This is a genomic window from Acinetobacter sp. ANC 4204 (assembly GCF_002135205.1).
Classification (GTDB): Bacteria; Pseudomonadota; Gammaproteobacteria; order Pseudomonadales; family Moraxellaceae; genus Acinetobacter.
The window spans coordinates 566,164-586,995 of sequence record NZ_NEFZ01000001.1 but is presented as its reverse complement, the minus strand read 5'-3'; the positions used below and the strand labels follow the sequence as shown (position 1 = coordinate 586,995).

The following is a 20,832-nucleotide window of genomic DNA, read 5'->3' as shown; positions in this document are numbered from 1 at the left end:
TTGTATTGCTTGCGATCGCTATTTTATTGAATGGCTATGTTATATTCTTTATTTATATACTAATTTTTCGTAGAACAGTATTACAGATGTTGAATTCCATTCATTTGTGCTTTTGTCGTTTTTTATTGTTGTTATGGTTACCGATTAATACGGCCTATGCTGAAAATGAAGATGTCTATTTGGTTGAGTTTATGGGCGATGAAATCTTTCATCATTATCAGGACTTAGCGGAACAACATGAAGAAGAAGAAAAAAATTATACACTGATGAATAATGATTTTTATGAGAATGAGTATATCCGAGTATTTAACTATACAGCCTACAATGTAGATAGTTTGAGCCATAAATTAGGGACTGGAGAGTTTCACAGTTCTGATTTGGATGCGCTTAGCATTTCATTTGGTTATGGTGTAGAAATTAAGGTTAACAAAAGAAATAAAATTGGATATGAGTACCTTTCAAGTTTTCCCTATGATCGTGGGCAGTTGATACGAATTTTTTGGGTGCGACTGTTTTAAAGATTACGTGTGAATACAGAGTGTAGCTCAAATAGGTTCAGCATATTCTCAATAAGAATGCTTGCATAGGCTCCGTATAGGAGACTTTAAACATCAAAAATATGATGTTAGGTTTCGGCTAAACAGTGCTTTAATTTCAGTAGGGATGAGGGCAGTTTGGAATTTAAATCAGATGTTTAGTGGATTTTTTGAAATGTCTGTTTCCCTCTTTTAAGCGATAAAGCTGTGATAACGGAATAAAAAACGCGACTCATCGTCGCGTTTTTTAGATATGAAAATTTATGCACTTTTTACATTTTGTGGTTTTAAACTTTGGGTTAAGCCATTAATGTCACCGCCTTGAATCCCTAGTTCATTCATTAAACTATCAATCAAAGGTGCTTGAGTGCGATAGCGTAGGGCACTGTTTACCACCTGATCGGACAGTGCTACAGAGGATTGTTCTGTGCCATCTGCGGATGTTGATGATACTGCGCCTACATTTCCTAAGCCATTGACTTGTAAGATCTTAATGTCATCAATGTTTTCCATTGGTTTAACGCTTTCACGAATGATTTCTGGTAAGTATTTCAATAGCGCCAAACGAATTTGCATTTCCACCTGTTCAGGGGACAGTACATTGTTAGCTTCATTCACTGCACGTGTACCATCAGCATCGACTTGGTATTGTTTTTCCATCGCCTGCGCTAAAAGAATTTTGGCATCTGATTCACCTTTAGCTTTTAAGCGAGCTTGCTCGGCTTGAGCTTCTGCTGCAATACGAACTGCTTCGGCATCATCTGCAGCGGCTTGCTTACCTGCTTCAGCAGCCACGGTAATCGCAATTGCATCTTTCTCAGCGGCTTGTTTTGCAGCGACCAATTCAACAGCTTTTTGACGCTCAGCACGTTGTGTTTCACGGACTGTAATCACTTCTTCTTCAGCTTTAACCGCTTCAGCACGAGCACGGTCAGCAGAGGCTTTGGCTTCGGATTCTTCACGCGATTTTTCAGCAATTGCAATGGCACGAGACTGTTCTGCAAGTTCAATAGTTTTCTTCTGTTCAACCTGAGCTTGTTCAATAATTTGTGATTTTTGAATATTTTGACTTTCTACATCTCGTGCAGCACTGATGCGTTTTAGTTCAACTTCACGTTCAGCTGCAATACGTGCCTCTTCTGCTTCACGTTTTTTCACAGCTTCTTGAGAAGCAATCTCGGCCAGTTGTTCTGCACGACGAACCGCAATTTCACGTTCTTGTTGTAGTTTTGCGTATTCTTCTTCGCGTAAGATCTGCAAGCGTGCTTGTTCTGCTTCTAGGTTTTTGGTTTTAATGGCAAGGTCAGCATCTTGCTCGATGTGATTTCGTTTACGACGGCGGTCTTCAATGGTTTCAGTTAGCTTGGTTAAACCCTCAGCATCGAAGGCATTTTGCGGGTTAAAATATTTAAAGCCTGTTTGGTCTAGACCTGTTAAAGACACAGTTTCAAGTTCTAAGCCGTTTTTATGCAAGTCTTCAGACACCACTTGTTGTACTTTTTGCACGAAATCTACACGCTTTTCATGTAATTCTTCCATCGCCATTTCTGCGGCAACGGCACGCAGTGAGTCCACAAATTTACCTTCGACTAAGTTTTTTAACTCATTCGGCGACATGGTTTTTTGACCCAAGGTTTGCGCGGCAATTGCAATCGACTCAGCCATAGGCTTTACACGAACATAGAATTCTGCCATCACGTCGACGCGCATACGGTCACGAGTAATTAGTGCTTGGTCATCGGCACGACGAACTTCTAAGCGCAGGGTATTCATATTGACAGGGATAATTTCATGCAGGACTGGTAGTACAATTGCACCTCCACCTAAAATGACTTTTTCACCACCAAAACCAGTACGAACAAAAGAAATTTCTTTGCTTGAACGACGGTATAAACGGGCAATAATAATGCCGATAATGACGAGGGCAGCAAAGATAATCCCTGCAAGAATAAGAATGTTATAGAGATTGTTTGTGAGCATAATGATCTCGATTTTATTTAAAGTTATAAATGAAGAATTAAAAAGTGACTAAACGGAAATGGCCTTAAAGCCAATATGGGTTTTTTGGGTCAAAATGACTTCTTGACCTTGTGAAAAATGAATATCAGCTTCGGGTTCAACCATAATATAGTGGGTTTGTCCAAATTGGTCTTTTACGCGTGCCTGCGCAGGCGAGTTGACTTTCGCTTCTCCCAAAACAATCAAAGCTGTGCGACCAATCAGCTCTTCACTATAAATGGCTGTGGTTTCATCTTGAGGTAAAATCTTGGCAATCAGCATTGCACTATAGCGAATGAAAGGCATCGAGACGACAAGACAAAGTGGTGCGATAATCCATGCACTAAAATATGTAGCAGTGAAGCTCTGAATTATGGATTGCAGAATAAAGCCAGTTAAACTATATAAAGTCAGAAAGATAATCAGCCAGACCAATAAAGGAACACGACCGATAAAGAGCCAGTCTAATAAAGCATTCAGCCAGCCCTGATCAGCATCTAAAGCAATATCAACATCTTTAGACGTACTGAGATCATCGGGTAAGAATTGGTCGAGTAAACCTTGTGAACCTCCACCAAAAACCAATAAAATCAGTTCCAGAAGCCCCAATAGAAACATGAGGCATAAACAAATGCTAAAAATTAAATTAGAAGGGTGAGTAAATAATTCCCACATTTGAAAGATTCTCTATTTTTATGCTGTTGTCTGTTAAGTATAAATTTTTAAACAAAATTGTATTAAAACTGAACTTTAGCATAGCACCCAAATTAATGAATGTCTAAGCGAGTTACAGCATAAATTGGCAAGAGTTTGCATGTGGTTTTATAAAATTCAGACAAAAAAATACGCAATGATTGGGGTTTTCATTGCGTAGAACTACGAATCTGTTGTTACACAGTTTCGGTAAAAAGGAGAAATGTTATATCTCAGAGGTTAATCTAAGCTATGAAGTTATAATAATCGCTGAGGACGGTTATTTCATGAGTATTCACGTTAAGTACTGTAAATTTAGGTTAACAAGCGACGTAAAATGTCACTTTTAAGTTGAAAATAGCTTATTTTACATTCAAAAAAAGCCTTTCTCAAAGAGAAAGGCTTTTAGTTGCTCATTGAAACGTATTTTAATTGCGAATCAATTTAGAAGTGAAATACGCCTAAACCAGATTTCACTTCATCTAAAGTTTGTTGCGTAATGTCGCGACATTTGTCTGTGCCTGTTTTCAAAATATCCATGATGTAATCAGGATCTTTTGCAAGTTCCATACGACGTTCACGAATTGGGGTAATCAGTTCCTTCAACACGCCTTCAAGGCGTTTTTTCACAGTACCATCACCTAAGCCACCCCGACGATAATGTGCTTTGAGTTCTTCAACTTCTTCTTTGTTTGGATCAAAAGCATCTAAATAAGTAAATACAATATTGCCTTCGACTTGACCTGGATCTTCAATACGTAAGTGGTTCGGATCAGTGTACATTGCATTAACTGCTTTTTTGATGTCTTTATCTGATGCATCAAGCACAATCGTATTACCCAACGATTTAGACATTTTGGCTTTGCCATCAAAGCCTGGTAAACGGCCTACGTTCGAAAGTAGCGCTTTACACTCTGGAAGTAATTCTTGACCAATTTGGCGGTTTAAACGACGCACGATTTCATTGGTCTGTTCAATCATTGGAATTTGGTCTTCACCCACAGGTACAACCGTTGCTTTAAATGCGGTGATATCTGCTGCTTGTGCAACTGGGTAGCATAGGAAACCCGCTGGGATATCACGCTCAAAACCACGCATCTGAATTTCAGATTTGATCGTGGGGTTACGCTCTAAACGAGATACGGTCACAAAGTTGAGATACAACATAGTCAGTTCATTCAGTGCAGGTAAGCTGGATTGCACACAAATGGTGGTTTTGGTTGGGTCAATACCCACGGCTAAGTAATCAGTAGCAACTTCAATAATATTGCGGCGTACTTTTTCAAAGTTATCTGCATTGTCTGTGAAAGCTTGTGCATCTGCTAAGAGTAAATGCTGATGGTGAGAATCCTGTAAACCTACGCGAGAACGTAAAGATCCTACAAAGTGCCCTAAATGAAGTTGTCCCGTTGGACGGTCGCCTGTCAAAATCACAGGACGGTTGTCTTGATTACTCATTACTTTTTTCCAAAGTCGTCTTAGCGACATGCTATTTTCAAAGAATGCAGACATTGTACGGCATAATCTTTTTGAATGTCAGTGTTAAAAAAATGGGAGCGAAAAAAATATAAAATTCAGGCAAATTTCAAAAAACAAATATTCAAAAGGCTAAATCACAGATTAAAATGTCAAAATTCTTAAGATGGATAAAAATAAATGGCGAGTAGCTTATTAATATTACTAGACGATATTGCCACGATATTAGATGACGTTGCTGTCATGAGTAAAATGGCAGCGAAAAAAACAGCAGGGGTTCTTGGTGATGACTTAGCTCTAAATGCGCAGCAGGTGAGTGGAGTTCGTACTGACCGTGAGTTGCCTGTAGTTTGGGCGGTGGCCAAAGGCTCATTTATTAATAAACTGATTTTAGTCCCTGCTGCGCTGTTGATCAGTGTGGTTGCCCCGTGGTTGATCACGCCTTTACTTATGATTGGTGGTTTATTTCTATGCTATGAAGGGGTGGAGAAAGTTTTACACAGCCTGCATCATAAAAAAGCCAAAACTGAAGAAGAAGCTAGTCATGAAATAGCAGCGATTGAAACGGATTTGGCAACTTTTGAAAAAGATAAGGTCAAAGGGGCGATTCGTACCGACTTTATTTTGTCGGCAGAAATTGTGGTGATTTCATTAGGAACTGTAGCTGCTGCTACTTTTTCGACCAAAGTCATGGTGCTATCCGTAATTGCTATCATTATGACAGTAGGGGTATATGGTTTTGTCGCAATGATTGTCAAAATTGATGATTTGGGATTGTATTTGACTGAACAGGCGTCTTCTGTGAAGCAAAGTATTGGTCGTGGTTTATTGGCTTTTGCACCGAAGTTGATGAAGACTTTGACCATTGTGGGAACGATCGCGATGTTTTTGGTGGGGGGGGGCATCATTTCGCATGGTGTGCCTTTATTACATCATTTCACTGAAGGTTCAGTGGATTATGCTGAACATATCCCAACTGTGGGTAGCATCGTAGGTGCATTGACACCAACACTGATAAATCTGGTGATTGGTTTTGTGGCGGGTTTGATTGTTTTAGCTATCATAAGTTTGATTAAAAAAGTTTGGCCGACGTCAAAAAAGGCATAAACTGAATCAGTTAGGCATGAATTAGAAAAAGGAAGCGTGCTATGCGTTGGAAGGGACGTCGAGTCAGTAGTAATGTAGAAGATCGTCGCGGTGGTGGCGGTGTTAAAGCAGGTGGGATCAGCATCTTAGGGTTGATTGTGGCATTTGTGGCATGGAAGTTTTTGGGCGTCGACCCACAGCAGGCGTATCAAGCCACCAAGCAAGTGACGGCTCAAACGGGAGCATCTGAAACTCAAGGTTTGGAGAATCCGACACCTGACCAGCAAGAGGCTATTGAATTTGTTGGGACAGTACTGGCAGATACCGAGGACACGTGGAGCCAAGTGTTCCAACAGCAGTTAGGGCAGCAATATGTCCCACCGAAGTTGGTGATGTTTTCTGGCGCGGTGAATTCAGGTTGTGGTACTGCTCAATCTGCGATGGGACCGTTTTACTGCCCTGCAGATCAAAAAGTATATATCGACACCGCTTTCTTTAAAGATATGCGTACGCAGATGGGGATTGGTGGTGAACAAAACCAAACAGAACTGAACCGTCAAGACCAAGCGGGTGACTTTGCTCAAGCTTATGTCGTCGCGCATGAAGTCGGGCATCATATTCAGACGCTTTTGGGTATTTCTGAACAGGTGCAGCAGGCACGTGCGCAGGGTTCACAAACTCAAGGCAATGCTTTATCAGTACGCCAAGAGTTACAAGCTGACTGTTTAGCGGGTGTCTGGGCGCATCATAATAATCAACGTACTCAGTTCTTAGAACAGGGGGATATTGAAGAAGCCATGGATGCTGCAAATAAGATTGGCGATGATTACTTGCAAAAGCGTGCAACTGGTCAGGTTGTGCCAGATAGCTTTACCCATGGAACCAGTCAGCAACGTATGAAATGGTTTGAGACAGGATTCAAATCTGGCCAGCTCAACAGTTGTGATACCTTTAATCAGGCAATTTAAGCTATTTGTAATAAAAAAGGCGATTAAACGCCTTTTTTTATTTCGATATATTGGATTTTTATCGGTTTAAGAATTGTTTAAAGTTTCGTGCAATACGCACGCTCACATAAAGTGCGATGAGTGCAAATAGCAATACACCAAAAATCACATACTTTAAGTTACTCACATCCGCACGGTAAAATTGTTGAATCTGCTCTGCTGTGTAACGCAACGTTTTGATTTGCTGAGTACGAGTGTCGAGATAACTGACTTGTTGGATATAATTAAACGGACCTGCTTTGAAAAGTTCAATGGATTGAATTTGACGGGTATGTTGTTCGTTGTAGTCATCCACACAAATGTCAGTTAAATAATGATCGCAACTGAGTTTAGCAATATAGCCTTGATTCGCCACATGCAAATAAATATGCTCATCTGGGGCTTTATTATTTGAAAGTAAAACCAAAGTTTGCTCAGGGCTAGAGTTCATTTTAAAAGTTTGTGTTGCGGCAAAATTCTGGTCTGCTTGCCAGATATCTTTGCCTTTAGCAAAACAAGTCAAAAACAACGCAAAAGTTGTTAAGAAAATAATCAGTGCGAAGAACATTCGAAAGACTGTTTTAAAGGTGAATGGCATAGGAGATCAAACTTTAAAAATGGGGAAGATCACGCATAAAAGACATGCATCGGCACTATGTTAATTCATCATCAAAAGAAATGTTAAAAAAATTATTTTTTTCGGGCGTTGAACTGAAAAATGATTAGAATATTTTGACGAAGCATGTTTATGGCATCATTATTTATGGTCTAAATAAGGATCTAAAGTCGTAATCAGCCCCACCGCCCAATTTGGAAGTTCAATGGGAAATTATTTTTTTCTACAAGTTTTTACCGTTATTTTTGCATTATCTATTGCAACCACTATTTTTAATAAACGTATTTTAGGTTTTCCCCAAGCCATCGGCGTGCCGATTGTTTCTGCTATTTTTGTCTTTATTTTGCAGTGGGGTGCAAGTCTGCTAAGTGGCAATCAGTTTATAACCATCAATATTCATAACATTGAAGATGCTGTACGGCACATTGATTTTTATGACTTTCTAATCAATGGTGTGATCTGCTTCATTTTGACCTCATCCGCATTGAAGTTCAAAGTTTCAGATTTACGTAGTCATTGGAAACCGATCAGTATTTTAGCCAGTATTGCGCTGGTATTGTGTGCCGTGTTCTTTGGGGTGGCGCTCTATGGTTATCAGTTCCTGATTGGGCAGCATGTCGATTTATTGGTACTTTTACTGTTGGGTGCCGCATTGGGTGCAACGGATCCGATTGGGATCAAAGGCGTGCTCAGTTCTATACGTGCACCACATCATTTAATGGTCAAGCTCGAAGGCGAATCACTGTTTAATGATGCGATGTGTATTGCCTTGTTTATGACTTTATTAAATGTCTTACAAGGTGAAAACTTTACTGTTATAGGTGTATTACAGACCTTACTCTATGAAATCTTTGTCGCTGTTATTATTGGTTGGGCATTTGGTTTAGGAATTCTACGTTTACTGCGTGGTAAGCACGAAATGGAATCCCTCATTTTAACCACAGCACTCTTGGCTTGTGGTTCGTATTTGGTTGCATTGTTTGCGCATGCCTCAGCACCGATTGCATGCGTTATAGGTGGTTTGATCGTAGGGAACAAGTGGAAAGAAATTTTACAAGAACGTGAAATACGTGAAGTAAACCATTTTTGGCATACGGTTGAAGGGATTATCAACTCGTTCTTATTTACCTTAATTGGTTTGGAACTGTTTATTTTAGATCTCAGTTTTAGTTTGATCTTTGGTGGCATCGTCGCTTTTATTATTCTGCATGCTTCACGTTTTGCAGCCAACTATTTATCTTTTGCTTTTTTCCCATCTTTCCGTAAGAAAAGCTATAACGGTAGTTTGGCTATTCTGTCATGGGGTGGGGTGCGTGGGGGAATTTCTCTAGCGCTGATCTTAGCTGTTGCCAACGTACCCGAGTTGAGCGAATACAGCAGTATCCTGATCGGCTATACCTTTATCGCAGTGTTGCTCTCAGGGGTTGTTTGTGGTTTGGGATTACCGGCAGTTATGAATGCTTTTTACTACAATCCGAATGAGGAAAAGACTGGTTTTAAGGGCTGGTATCAACGATTATGCAATAGAATGAACCGTAAAGGGTTTAAATACATCATAGGTGAAGATACGCAAGGCAATGAAACTATTATTGTTTATCAGCCAGAGGCCTTGATTGATATTAAAGCCGATGATGGTATTGCAGCAGTGCATAATCCTGAGCGAGTCCAAGAAGTGAAACGTTTGGAAAGCCCTGATAATTTTTAGTTATTTGGCTGTACTAATACCATAATTGAGACATAGATGTTCTTTTATACATTTAATAGATGATGAAACGTATTGAGTTTCATTTATATCAGGCATTTTCAGAGAATATTAAATTTCAATGAAAATGCTTTTTTGTTTGATTACTTTTGATTTGGGAAAGAAATGGATTAGATGCAGTCTGCATGTAATGGTTATTTGACTGTATTAGAGCTCTTACAAAAGTCAAAAAATGATTATTCACTGGCAACAAAATAAGTGTCGAAAGTCACTTCTCTCTTGGTGATAAGGTGAGGATGAAGGGATATTCTTCATATAAATACTATCTCTAACCTTGCCCTTTAAAAAGGAGAGAGAACGTTCATTATGATTTCAATACAGCTCAAAAAACGACTTATGCAAGAACGCTATTAATCTGCTCGTATTGTGGATGGTGAGCCGTAAATATAAGGATGAGTAAGAGAATAAAAAGATGGTATGTGAAACGAACTAAATGACACAATCGAATAAAGTGGCACTTACAGGGTTGTAAGTGCCAAATCGAGTTATTCTGTTACTTCTACAGTCACGCTATAGGTGTAGGTTTGAGCGGCAGGTTGTTTGGTACTGTCTGGGCTTGCTTCTGGATAAGCTGTCGTAATTAAATAAATACCAGCTTCATTAAATTTAACCTCCACTTCACCTTTAGCATTGGTTTTTACAGGTGGTTGGTCGCGTTTTGCATTTGGTTGGTAACTACTTGCACCTTTAAATACATCAACCTCTAAGTTAGGAACGGCTTTGCCATTCATCAAAACTTGTGCTTTTAATGATTCGCCAGTAAATAGCTCATTAGGATGAGTTAAAAACTTAAACTCAAAGCCTTTGTTTTCAACATTCGGGATTGGGCTTGGTTTGCCTTTCGTCACAAAACTTTCAGCAATATAGATATTGGTTGTTTGTACAGTTTTTGCATTTGCAGGAACTTGGTCTTCCGCAACAAAACGAGGTGGCTGATTTGCAGGGGCTTGTTGAGGGGCTTTTTGTTCAGCATTTGCTGGCGGTTGTTGCATTGGTGCTGCATTTGCAGGACGTGGTGGGCGTACACGTAGCCAATGCCCATCAACTAAAGCGTATTTGGTTGGGTTCCCCGTCGCCTCTTTTGTACGGATCCGATAGGTGCCGTCATCGTTTAAATTGAACTCAGCGATATTAAATTTTTTCAGTTCTGCTGCGGCGTTGATTGATTCAGTTTTACCATTGGGATTTGTAACTTGATAACTGGTTTTGAAGTTACGGCTTGGAACAAAGAATTTTTCTACAGTGATACTACTTTGGAAACTTACACTATCAGATTTACTATCAAATACTTCTGGCAATAAAAAAGGGCTAGCGGTATGAGCAAAACTTAATGTTGGTAGCGCAGACAGTAATGCAATCGTAATGAACTGACGCATGAGACTTCCTTATAAAGATAAATAAGCAAAAATGGCAAATATTTGTGACAATTTACTTGATAACGAGTATCAATTTCAATATTATTTCGATAAATTTTTAATCAGCCATCTGAAAAAATAGATGATCAATTAAAAGTTATTTCCCTTGTTTGTGTAGCGTCTAAATTTTGATTGATCTTATTGATTTTACTAAAAATATGGTCAGCATTTAAACTGTGATATCGCTAAACACCAGATGAGCATTAAGATAGAGTTAAGAACATTACTTTAAAATTTATACAGCACTAAATTTGAAGTAAGTCTTGGAGCATGGAACCCCTAGTATGTCATCAACTCAACAACTTTTCCGCCCAGTACAGATAATCTTCCGTTTATCACCGTTGATGGCAGCGTTGGCTGTATTCATGTCACCAATCACAGCGACTCAAGCCAATGAGCAAAGTCTCAGTGAGAATGCAATACAACAGTTATCCGAGTCAGTTCAAGCCCCAAGTTATCGTTTCCATCAAGATCATGTGCTAGGCACTTCTTTAGATGTTGTGGTTACGACATCTCAGCAACAAGATGCAGAAAAAGCATTACAAGCGATTCAGACAGAAATTGCTCGACTTGATCAAGTTCTCTCGGTTTGGCGTGATGATAGTGAAATTAGCCAATTAAATCGTGAACACCAAATTTCGGCTTCATCTGAGCTTTATGATGTTATCGCAGCTTGTGAACAATGGCGCAGTGCAACGTGTGGCGGCTTTGATGCACGTTTGGGGCAATTGACCCAGCTATGGGAACAAAGCAATCAAGTTCAACGTTTGGATGACAATACTCAAGAATCATTATTGCGTCAGTTACAAACTCAGAGTATTGAACTGAATCCTGTAACCAAGCAGATTAAAACACCATCAGCAGTTAAAATCGTACCTGATGCTTATGCCAAAGGTTATGTGATTGATCGTGCTTTGTTGGCGGCAAAACAAGCTGTGCCACATTTACAAGGGATTCTGATTGATATTGGTGGTGATATGCGTGTTTGGGGGCAATCACCTCAACAAGCAGGCTGGAAAGTCGGTATACAAGACCCGAATGAACGTTTTGATAATGTTGCACCAACTCAGGTACTCAACCTGAAAGATCAAGCAGTGGCTTTTAGTGGTCAAGGCTACCGTGGATTCGCAGATCAATCACATTTGTTAAATCCACATACAGGACAACCGATTCAGAACGTTGAACAATGTGTTGTGGTTGGACAATGTGCTGCTGATTCAGATGCATTGGCAACGGCATTAACTGCAATGCCTGCATATGAAGGCATGCAATTGATTGAACAACTCGTTGGTTATGAGGCTCAACTGATTGCAACTGATGGCACACGTTATCAAAGTTCAGGATGGTCATCATTATTAGATGCCAATCAACCTGCTCTAATGCGTCATGTTGCGGCGAATGGCGCAGCAACCGCTTGGCCAAAGGGCTATCAAGCTCAAGTAGAAGTAAATATTCCAAAGATTGCTGTCGACAACTATCGTGCACCTTATGTTTCAGTTTGGGTCACGGACAGTGATAAAAAGATTGTGCGCACTCTAGCGGTTTGGGGTAAAGATGAGAAGTGGATTAACTCTAACTATGTTTGGTGGCGTCGATATGGTCGTCAAATGCCAAACCTAGATGCAGTTGCAAAACCTTCACGTCAACCAGGACAATATAAGTTGGCGTGGGATGGTAAAGACGAAGTGGGTAAAATGGTGAAAGCGGGTAAATATATCATTCATATTGAAACCTCGCGTGAACATGGTGATCACTCTTATCAAACCATTGAGTTGAATGTCACACCAAAATCAGCGACACAAACGCTTCCTGCTCAAGCAGAAATTGGTACAGTTAAACTGAATTTCCAACGTGGTGCTTAAGCTTTAGCATCACTCCATCTATGAGGCTAGTCCCTTGTATCAACGCCGTGATTTTTACCGCCATGCACGTTATGTGCATGGTTGGCTTTCTGCCTTTGCCTTTATCGTTTTGATCTTCTTTGCTGCCACAGGCCTATTTCTCAATAACCCTGATTGGTTTAAATCAAAGAATGAAGAGCAGACCACCACATTCACTTTGCCGCCAACACTGGTTGAGTCTCTGCAAAAACAAGAGAACCCAAGTCAAAGTATTGTTGAATATGTTCGTACAAAACAACCTTTGATTGGTCGTTATAAAAGTAGCGAAGTGATGGATGGTGAAGTGATGATTCGTCTCGAAAGCCCAGCAGGTTCAACAGACTTATGGGTATTGCTCGACAATGGTGATGTTGAGATGACGCAGAAACCAGCCACTACTGTTTCACTATTGAATGATCTGCATCGTGGAAAAAATGTTGGAACAGCTTGGCATTGGTTGATTGATATCAGTGCAATCATCATTATTTTATTATCGTTAGCAGGCTATATTCTGTTCCTGACCATTAAAACCCGTTTAGTGACACATTTGCTTTTAACAGCATGTAGTTTATCGGCAATTATTTTGCTCATTTGGTCTGCTATTTAAGGTGAAAGGATGACTCAAGCTGTACTGACGATTATTGTGATATTGGCAATATTATTGAGCCTACATCTTTTTATAATCGTTTGGTTGTTATGGCAACAACGTCATGCTAAGCAAAAAGCGAATCAAGATCACCCTGCTTATTTAGTGGTGTATGCCAGTCAATCGGGACATGCTGAATCTTGGGCAAAGCATACGACTGAGCAATTACGTTTAATTGATCATCACACTACAATTCGTAATATTCAAGAATTGAGCATTGCTGACTTAACCCAACATCAACGTATTTTATGGGTAGTGAGTACTTATGGCGAAGGTGATGCACCTGATGCAGCTCAGTCATTTGTCCATAAAATATTGTCCCAATCTTTAGATTTATCGCACTTATCATTTGCAGTGCTCGCATTGGGTGATAAACGCTATGCGAATTTTTGTCAGTTTGGACAAACATTGGAACAATGGTTAGTGAAGCAGAAAGCTCAGGCTTTATTTCCGACGGTTCTTGTGGATCAACTCAATAGTCGTGATTTAGAACAATGGTTACTGGGCTTGGAGCAGTTAACCACCACTCAGTTTTCAGCGCTATCCATTGAAAAAGAGAGTGTGGAATTAAAATTTGCTCATCGCCAATGCCTGAATAAAGGCAGTATCGGGGACGCAATTTATAAAATTCAGTTGAGTTTCGAACAAGATTTGGTTTGGTCGTCAGGTGATATTTTAGAAATTCAATGTGAAAATAATACGACTGATATTCACGATTTTTTAGTAGCACAACAGCAAAAAGATGCAGTGGATTTCATTCCTCAACTACGCCGCTTAAATTTAAGAAAACTACCACCTAGAGCCTCGCTTCCATTTGCAGAATGGATTACACAATTTGAATCTCTAGCTCAGCGTGAATATTCGATTGCGAGTTTGCCTGAAAATGGTTTAATCGAATTGGTGGTGAGGCAGCAACAGACTGAATCGGGTTTAGGTTTAGGTTCAGGTTGGTTGACGGTGGGGTTGGAGCAAGATCAATCACTGCAAGCCAATATACGTCATAACCCAAGTTTCCACTTAGCTCATGATGAGCGACCACTGATTTTAATTGGCAATGGTACGGGAATCGCAGGTCTAGTTGCACATTTACGCCAACGTGAGCATTGGGGATATAAAAACAATTGGCTGATTTTTGGTGAAAGACAGCAGCAGTTTGATCATTTATACCAAACAGAGATTCGCTATTGGCAGCAGCATGGTTTTCTGGATCAGGTGGATTATGCTTTTTCACGGGATCAGGCTGAAAAAATCTATGTGCAAGATTGTCTAAGAACACAATCGGTTCAATTACAAGCATGGATTGCACAAGGCGCAGCGATATATGTCTGTGGTAGTTTACAAGGCATGGCGAGTGGTGTGGATCAAGTCCTCAAAGAGATTTTAGGGCATGAACACGTAGAACAGCTTAAGCAGCAACAGCGTTATCAACGCGATGTGTATTAAGGCGTTTGATTAGTCAGGTTGGGCTAAGACCAGTGCTTTAATCTTGTCAGCTTTCTCAAAATGATTCAGTCGATGTTCGATGATCCACCAATGAGCAGCTTCCATTAAGCGTTCAGGATCATCATTTTTATTGGCAAAAAAGGCATAGAAAGAAAGTCCAACGTTACTGCCTTTTTTTGCAATTTTTTCATCGCAGACCTGTACGATTTTGGCTTTTAGTTCGGCTCTCATATTATCCTCTAAGCACTGATGAAAGTAGGGTGTAGATCATAGCATTCCCAATATCAGGAATTTTCATAATTCAATTTTTAATATCTAGCTTGAAATCTAAAAAGCCAGCTATAAAAATAGCTGGCTTGTGTTGATCAAGAATAAACCTAGCAGAGAAATTTAGAACTTCTTCTCTAGAGAGAATTGGAAACTAGGCATGCCTTGGTTGGTTCTTGCTTGATATAAACTACCGTCAGACTGATTGGTCAATCGTTCTTTATAATCTGTACTTAAAACATTGTTCAGATTCAAGCTTGCCGCCCAACCATGAGTAAAGCGTTTGGTTGCGCTCAGATCCACACCAAAACGTTCATTGGTGGTTCGATCATAAGGTTGACCATCTAAACCACGCGTAAATTCAGGTGTATAGCTCACATTGATACTGGTAGAAAGTTGCCATGGCTTAAAGTTATAAGATAAACCTGCGCTTGTGTTGTAGGGTGCAACATCACTCACTAAACGCTGATTGTGTTGCTCATCTTCAACTTTGGCACGGATGGTTGATACTTGCCCATTCAGCATAAATGAATGACCCGCATCCGTTTGTTTCAACGCATAACGCCCAGAAAGCTCAACGCCGTAAGTTGTTGCTTCATTTTGGTTTTGTGGACGCTCAACATAGCGAGAGCCTTCAAGTGCAATCACTTTTTCGATGTAGTCCTTAATTTTACGGTGATACGCCGTTAAGCTAACACCACCACTTGCTGAGTCATAAGCCAGTGTTGATTCGGCAGCACGGATTTTTTCTGGTTTTAAGTTTGGATTGCCACCGCGATCAGGGTTGTTTAATGAACCCGCATCACTATCTGTAGAAACAGTCACATTCGAAACAAGGCGTTCAGTCTTTGGAGTGTTAAACGCTTGGCTGAGATTGGTTTGGATCGACCATTGCTCAGTCAAGTCAAAACGGTAAGCCAGTACAGGACTCAAATGTTGATCTTGATAATTGACTAAACCTGAGCGTTTCAACCATTCTTGGCGCGCACCCAAAGTGACAGTTTGACGATCTGTAAAACGCCAACTTCCCTCAGCATAGAGGGCATAGCGTTGTTCATCTAAGCTTTCGCTGACATTGCTCTCTAGATTATTACTACGTAGGTCAGTACCAAATTTAATTTGACGATCTGGGTCTAATTTACGCATACCATCATAAGCTAAACCATATTCATGAATGGTTTCATCGGTATAAATGGTATTTTGAGGTGAGCGTGTGAGTTGAGTTTCGGTTTGGCGTTCAGCAGATAATTTGATTTTATCGCTGAGATCTTTGTCTTTACGCTCATAACGTGTGTTTAAACGAATGCTATCATTTTTATCATCTTGAGTTTGATTGGTAGAAGAACCTTCTATTTTCATGTTGCGATAGGATAATTCAGCAATCAATTTTTGTTGATCATCAAGCTCATATTCTAAACGTGGCATAAACATCTGCATGGTACGGTTAAGAGTACGTAATTGTTCTCGCGTTTCAGTTGCAGTTTCAGTTTTAGTAAGCGACGTATTATCAACCCACATTTGATTTGCAGCAACACTATATGACCAAGCATTGTCACGGCCATCGGCTTGGACACTGATTTTCTGCTCACTCTTAGATTGTTTTTCAGAGTTTTCATACTTGCCATAACCGACTTTGACTGAACCGCTTAAGCGATTATTCAGAGGTTCTTTTAGAATAATATTGATCACGGCTGATGATGCAACGGAAGCTTGGGCAACACTTGGTTGCTTAACCACTTCAATGCGTTCAATCATTTCAGGGGTAAGGGTATCAATAATAGACATCCCACCACGAGGCCCCCCTTGTACTGGCTCACCATTAATTAGAAATGTGGGACCAGCACCGCCGCGAAAACGCATTCCAGAAGCACCACCACCACCGCGAGGATCTTGCCCAGGTGTTGGAAGCTGAAAACCTGCAGAGCGGCGTAAAGCATCCATGACCGATTGATCGCCATATTGCAGCATTTCATCTCGGGTAATGACTGTTTTGGCTACAGCACTAATATCATCATCTTTTTGCTTTTGTGGCTCGTCATCCGCTTTAAAAGAGAGTGTGGGTAAAACTTTTGGGGTCGATTCATTATCAGGGGGAGCACTTGTATCAAGTGCAAATATGGATGAACTGATACTGAGTAAGGTAGAGCTAAGTATGCTCAGCTTTCCATAGTAGAACGGATGTCCCATTAAAATACCCCAAAGAAAAATCAAATTATTTTGTATGTAGCGTAGTGTAAAATTATGTAGAAAAATGCAACTTTTTCTAAAATAATTATAGTTGCACACGAATTTTTAGAAAATTGTTATTCGTGACTTTATGGTGAGTTATTTTTAGTCGTCAAAAAAAGGATAGGTCTGCATGGCGGAGGCGATAGTTAAAGAATTGGCACCCATGATTTTTCAAGTGATTGCCCAAATTCCGTATGGTCGTGTAGCGAGTTATGGACAAATTGCACGCTTAGCAGGCATCCCAAAACATGCACGTTTGGTGGGCTATGTGCTGAAACATATGGATGCAGACAGTAGTTTGCCTTGGTATCGGGTCATTAACTCACAAGGGAAAATTAGCCTAAGTAAACTCAATGATCAGGGACAGAATATTCAAGCACAGTTACTTATGGCAGAGGGTATTTTAGTGGTTGGGGATAAAGTGAAAATGAAAGAGTTTCAATGGAATATTTAAAATAGACATGCTCTACCTCCGTGGAAGTAGAGCATTTGATATATTACTGACGAACAACTAAAACAGGAATGTGCGCTTCACCTAAAACACTTTGCGCAACGCTACCTAGGAATAAACGCTTTAAACCTGTACGACCATGAGAGCCGATCACAATCAAATCTGCCTTAGATGTTTCAGCTTCTCTGATAATTTCACGGTGAATCACCTGACCTTCAAGTAGTTTTGCTTCAACAGGAATATCGAGATCACTAAATTTAGCTGCTGCTTCCTCTAATGTTTTCAAAACTGAAGTACGCGCACGTTCAATTAAGTCATTGGTTTGAGTTGCAGAAATATATTCAGCCGCAATATAAGGGTCAAGTGCAAGCACCTGAACGACTGTAATTTTACCGCCAAATGCTTTTGCAAGTTCAGCCGCTTGCGCAACTGCTGCATATGAAGTTTCGGAACCGTCTACTGGGACTAAAATGTTTTGGTAAGCCATTGTTGTTTCTCCTTATTATCCACTCTGATTATGTACAAACTGCTGTTCTAATGTATCACTGTTCAAATACAGCCCATACCTTGATATTAGCTGTATTTTTTAAAGAATAAAACCTAGTAATTTCATACGGATATTTGTATATGAAATGCTAATTTTTCACTTCTAAATTAGCATAAAAGCGCGTGAATAATAATCAATTTAACACTAAAGTTGAATGTAAATGTAGCGTTTAGGAAACGTAGGCTTTGTCTAAAAAATAGCTTATATTTATGAATGGCTTATATGTCGTTCTCTGTATAAGGAGAAATCGTTCTGCATCAGTCGCGGGATAACGGCTGAAAACACTTTCGTCATCTTTGAGGCGGACTGAAGTGTGAAAATTTTAGCGCTTAACTTAGATTTGGTTAAATTATCACTAGATGGGGGAATGGCTTTCATTGACAATAAAATATTAAGAAATTGATGAAAAATTCTAGCCAAATGAATCAAACTCAGATGGTGAACAAATAACAACCTAATCTAAGGATATGTTTTTATTTTTAATTAATTTGTAGGTGAATAAAAAACAACCTCCTAAATAGAATATAATAAAAAATATTTTTAAATAATTCTCTTTCTTATATTTTTTATTGAAATATTTTTCATCATAAATAATATTGTTGTTTTTAAGGTAAAAAGCATAATTTCTTGAGAAAAAATTGCTTTGAATATATTTGATATAAATTTCTTGATCAATTTTATTATAAAATGGGCAACTTAATTCTGAAATTGAACATTCAACTAGAATTATTGATTTATCTTGTTTATTTTCTAATGTTAGACTGTTATAAGATGATGGTTCAATTACACTATCCCTTCCCGTCATACTCCCCATTTGCCGTGTTCTAACTTTTGTCTCTTTAATCAAGTAGTAACCTTCAAAGACTTGACCATTATTCCAATAATAATTGGGATTTTTATAGAGCAATGACAGACAAGCATAAATTAAGCTTAGTAGCATTACTAGAATGATAAAAAAAGACTGTATTTTCTTATTTTCTAGATAAGCGCTTACAGAAAAAAGTACACCTCCATTAAATATTAATATATATGAGAAATAACTTTCAAAAAATAAGAATGTAATAATTATTTGAAAACCAAAATAAATATAAATAATTTTATGTTTTAAAAATTTCTCCATATTGTGTAATTCCTAGTTTTTAAGCAACTGATTATTCTTGTTCTTGATTTTTAAATAAAATATCTGATTTATCATTTTCAAACATTGTTTCATTCGATACCATTATTTGGATCTATTTAAATCATTACTCTGATTTTGAAGGAATTATCTCATGAAATTCTCGAAAAAATAAAGGATTACTATACGTCTAAAGAAGATTTTTGATGTCCGATATGATATTTATGGGGCTAAAGAATGATAAAGTTTTTCTACATCATCTGTCTGTAACTGCTCACGCATTTTTAAAAACTGCTTTTCATCTAGGTCATAGAGCTTCAGTGCAAGCAGTTTTTCGATGTCTGCTTCGGGAAAGCGATATTTAATAATCTTGGCAGGTACTCCACCCACAACAGCATAGGGTGGAACATCTTTGGTCACGACAGCACCTGTTGCTACTACAGCACCTTCACCTAACTTCACACCTTGCATAATCATGGCACGAGAGCCAATCCAACAGCCATCCCCAATGATGGTATTACCTGCGGGAACAAAACTACGCGTATCAAAGGGAAAAGCTGAAATCCAGTCAGTACGATGCAGTTGGTTACCGCCCATCATAATGACGCATTCTGCACCAAAACAAACGAAATTGCCGATATAGAGCTGATCAATCGGTTTATCTATGGTTGAAGGCTTATCATGTAAATAACGCACGACACAACGTTCAAAACCCTGATCCCAATACGCTGAGTAGTAAGAATAATTCCCTTTAATGTGAATATTCGGATTCTTCACCGTTTTAGAGATGAACTCAAACTCACACCAGTGTTTGACAGGAGAATTGATCAAAGGTTCAGACATAGAATGATAACATTGCAGGGTGTAGGGAATTATAACAAATAAAAGTCTTGCTTTGAAAAAGAGAGGGGAATGAATGCTTTAAATCTAACACTCTCTTGTTTGATGTACCTCATCCTAACCGTATTCTTTAGATGGAAGGAGTATCCATGGTGAATTAAATTTTGGGTTTTGGTAGGCAGGTTTGTATATCTTAAACCCATCGCATTTTTGTAATGAAATTTCCCTTGTCCATAATAAGAGGATAAAGGAGAGGTATTTGGGGAAATATAAAAACAAAAAACCCCTCAATCGAGGGGTTTTACAGCCGTAAATATCAAAGAAACTTAGATATATGCAACTTTTACAATTTCGTATTCAACTTCACCTTGAGGTGTTTGAATTTTTACTTCGTCGCCTTCGCTTTTGCCCAAAAGGCCACGTGCGATAGGAGAGTTCACTGAAATTTTATTGATTTTAAAATCAGCTTCGTCATCACCCACGATCATATAGGTCTTTTGTTCTTCGGTGTCTAAGTTTTCGATAGTGACTGTCACCCCAAAAACTACACGACCGTTTTGTTCAAGTTCTTTGACATCAATCACTTGAGCTGCACCCAATTTGCCTTCGATGTCTTGAACACGACCTTCACAGAAACCTTGTTGCTCACGGGCAGCATGGTATTCCGCATTTTCTTTTAAATCCCCGTGCTCACGTGCTTCAGCAATTGCCGCAATAATACGTGGACGTTCAATACTTTTTAATTGATGTAATTCTTTCTCTAAGGCTAACTTGCCTTGGGGAGTCATAGGATAACGTTGCATTGTTGTCCCTCAAGTCTGTGAGTGTAAAAAATATAGGTTTA

At 39.2% G+C, this 20,832-nt stretch carries 19 protein-coding genes; 8 read left to right on the top strand and 11 right to left on the bottom strand.

Annotation, left to right across the window (positions count from 1 at the left end):
• Positions 1-86: 86 nt before the first annotated feature.
• Positions 87-518, top strand: coding sequence for a hypothetical protein (locus tag B9T36_RS02965; protein WP_086208253.1), 432 nt, complete (start codon positions 87-89; stop codon positions 516-518).
• 279 nt (positions 519-797) lie between these two features.
• On the opposite strand, the gene B9T36_RS02960 is transcribed toward B9T36_RS02965, so the two are convergent.
• The 3 genes from B9T36_RS02960 to trpS form a co-directional block, all read right to left on the bottom strand.
• Complete coding sequence (locus B9T36_RS02960) at positions 798-2,516, bottom strand: flotillin family protein (RefSeq protein WP_086208072.1); 1,719 nt, start codon at positions 2,514-2,516, stop codon at positions 798-800.
• A gap of 48 nt (positions 2,517-2,564) precedes the next feature.
• Entirely contained in the window at positions 2,565-3,209 is a 645-nt protein-coding gene (locus B9T36_RS02955; RefSeq protein ID WP_086208071.1) for a YqiJ family protein, read from the bottom strand.
• Between the two features lie 462 nt (positions 3,210-3,671).
• The gene (gene trpS / locus B9T36_RS02950) at positions 3,672-4,685 is read right to left on the bottom strand and encodes a tryptophan--tRNA ligase (RefSeq protein ID WP_086208070.1); all 1,014 of its coding nucleotides are present in this window, start codon (positions 4,683-4,685) and stop codon (positions 3,672-3,674) included.
• 198 nt (positions 4,686-4,883) lie between these two features.
• Here trpS and B9T36_RS02945 point away from each other — a divergent pair, with 198 nt between their 5' ends.
• Positions 4,884-5,810: a DUF808 domain-containing protein gene (locus B9T36_RS02945; protein ID WP_086208069.1), complete on the top strand. Its 927-nt coding sequence runs from the start codon at positions 4,884-4,886 to the stop codon at positions 5,808-5,810.
• Between the two features lie 41 nt (positions 5,811-5,851).
• A complete protein-coding gene (locus B9T36_RS02940) occupies positions 5,852-6,757 on the top strand; it encodes a neutral zinc metallopeptidase (protein WP_086208068.1) in 906 nt (301 codons plus the stop codon).
• Positions 6,758-6,815: 58 nt separating this feature from the next.
• On the opposite strand, the gene B9T36_RS02935 is transcribed toward B9T36_RS02940, so the two are convergent.
• Complete coding sequence (locus B9T36_RS02935; protein WP_086208067.1) at positions 6,816-7,373, bottom strand: hypothetical protein; 558 nt, start codon at positions 7,371-7,373, stop codon at positions 6,816-6,818.
• A 223-nt stretch (positions 7,374-7,596) separates the two neighbouring features.
• Between B9T36_RS02935 and B9T36_RS02930 the strand changes: the two genes are divergently transcribed.
• Positions 7,597-9,096, top strand: coding sequence for a cation:proton antiporter (locus B9T36_RS02930; protein WP_086208066.1), 1,500 nt, complete (start codon positions 7,597-7,599; stop codon positions 9,094-9,096).
• 542 nt (positions 9,097-9,638) lie between these two features.
• Here the strand turns inward: B9T36_RS02930 and B9T36_RS02925 are convergent.
• On the bottom strand, positions 9,639-10,529 hold the full coding sequence (locus tag B9T36_RS02925) for a DUF4198 domain-containing protein (RefSeq protein WP_086208065.1): 891 nt from the start codon (positions 10,527-10,529) through the stop codon (positions 9,639-9,641).
• A gap of 323 nt (positions 10,530-10,852) precedes the next feature.
• On the opposite strand from B9T36_RS02925, the gene B9T36_RS02920 reads away from it, so the two are divergent.
• From B9T36_RS02920 to B9T36_RS02910, 3 genes are read left to right on the top strand one after another with little or no spacing between them, the layout of a single operon-like run.
• Positions 10,853-12,430: a DUF2271 domain-containing protein gene (locus B9T36_RS02920; protein WP_086208064.1), complete on the top strand. Its 1,578-nt coding sequence runs from the start codon at positions 10,853-10,855 to the stop codon at positions 12,428-12,430.
• Positions 12,431-12,464: 34 nt separating this feature from the next.
• The gene (locus B9T36_RS02915) at positions 12,465-13,055 is read left to right on the top strand and encodes a PepSY-associated TM helix domain-containing protein (protein WP_086208063.1); all 591 of its coding nucleotides are present in this window, start codon (positions 12,465-12,467) and stop codon (positions 13,053-13,055) included.
• A 9-nt stretch (positions 13,056-13,064) separates the two neighbouring features.
• Positions 13,065-14,537: a sulfite reductase subunit alpha gene (locus B9T36_RS02910; RefSeq protein WP_086208062.1), complete on the top strand. Its 1,473-nt coding sequence runs from the start codon at positions 13,065-13,067 to the stop codon at positions 14,535-14,537.
• A gap of 9 nt (positions 14,538-14,546) precedes the next feature.
• On the opposite strand, the gene B9T36_RS02905 is transcribed toward B9T36_RS02910, so the two are convergent.
• The gene (locus B9T36_RS02905; RefSeq protein WP_086208061.1) at positions 14,547-14,768 is read right to left on the bottom strand and encodes a DUF6500 family protein; all 222 of its coding nucleotides are present in this window, start codon (positions 14,766-14,768) and stop codon (positions 14,547-14,549) included.
• 159 nt (positions 14,769-14,927) lie between these two features.
• Positions 14,928-16,991, bottom strand: coding sequence for a TonB-dependent receptor plug domain-containing protein (locus B9T36_RS02900; RefSeq protein WP_086208060.1), 2,064 nt, complete (start codon positions 16,989-16,991; stop codon positions 14,928-14,930).
• 172 nt (positions 16,992-17,163) lie between these two features.
• Between B9T36_RS02900 and B9T36_RS02895 the strand changes: the two genes are divergently transcribed.
• Positions 17,164-17,487 carry an MGMT family protein gene (locus B9T36_RS02895; protein ID WP_086208059.1) on the top strand — a complete coding sequence of 108 codons (324 nt, stop codon included), beginning with the start codon at positions 17,164-17,166 and terminating at the stop codon, positions 17,485-17,487.
• Positions 17,488-17,530: 43 nt separating this feature from the next.
• Here the strand turns inward: B9T36_RS02895 and B9T36_RS02890 are convergent, their stop codons facing one another.
• The 4 genes from B9T36_RS02890 to greA form a co-directional block, all read right to left on the bottom strand.
• Positions 17,531-17,971: a universal stress protein gene (locus B9T36_RS02890; protein ID WP_086208058.1), complete on the bottom strand. Its 441-nt coding sequence runs from the start codon at positions 17,969-17,971 to the stop codon at positions 17,531-17,533.
• Positions 17,972-18,485: 514 nt separating this feature from the next.
• Positions 18,486-19,151, bottom strand: a complete 666-nt coding sequence (locus tag B9T36_RS02885) for a hypothetical protein (RefSeq protein WP_086208057.1) — start codon at positions 19,149-19,151, stop codon at positions 18,486-18,488.
• 219 nt (positions 19,152-19,370) lie between these two features.
• Complete coding sequence (locus tag B9T36_RS02880) at positions 19,371-19,991, bottom strand: CatB-related O-acetyltransferase (protein WP_086208056.1); 621 nt, start codon at positions 19,989-19,991, stop codon at positions 19,371-19,373.
• 323 nt (positions 19,992-20,314) lie between these two features.
• Entirely contained in the window at positions 20,315-20,791 is a 477-nt protein-coding gene (gene greA, locus B9T36_RS02875; protein WP_004695598.1) for a transcription elongation factor GreA, read from the bottom strand.
• Between the last annotated feature and the right edge of the window lie 41 nt (positions 20,792-20,832).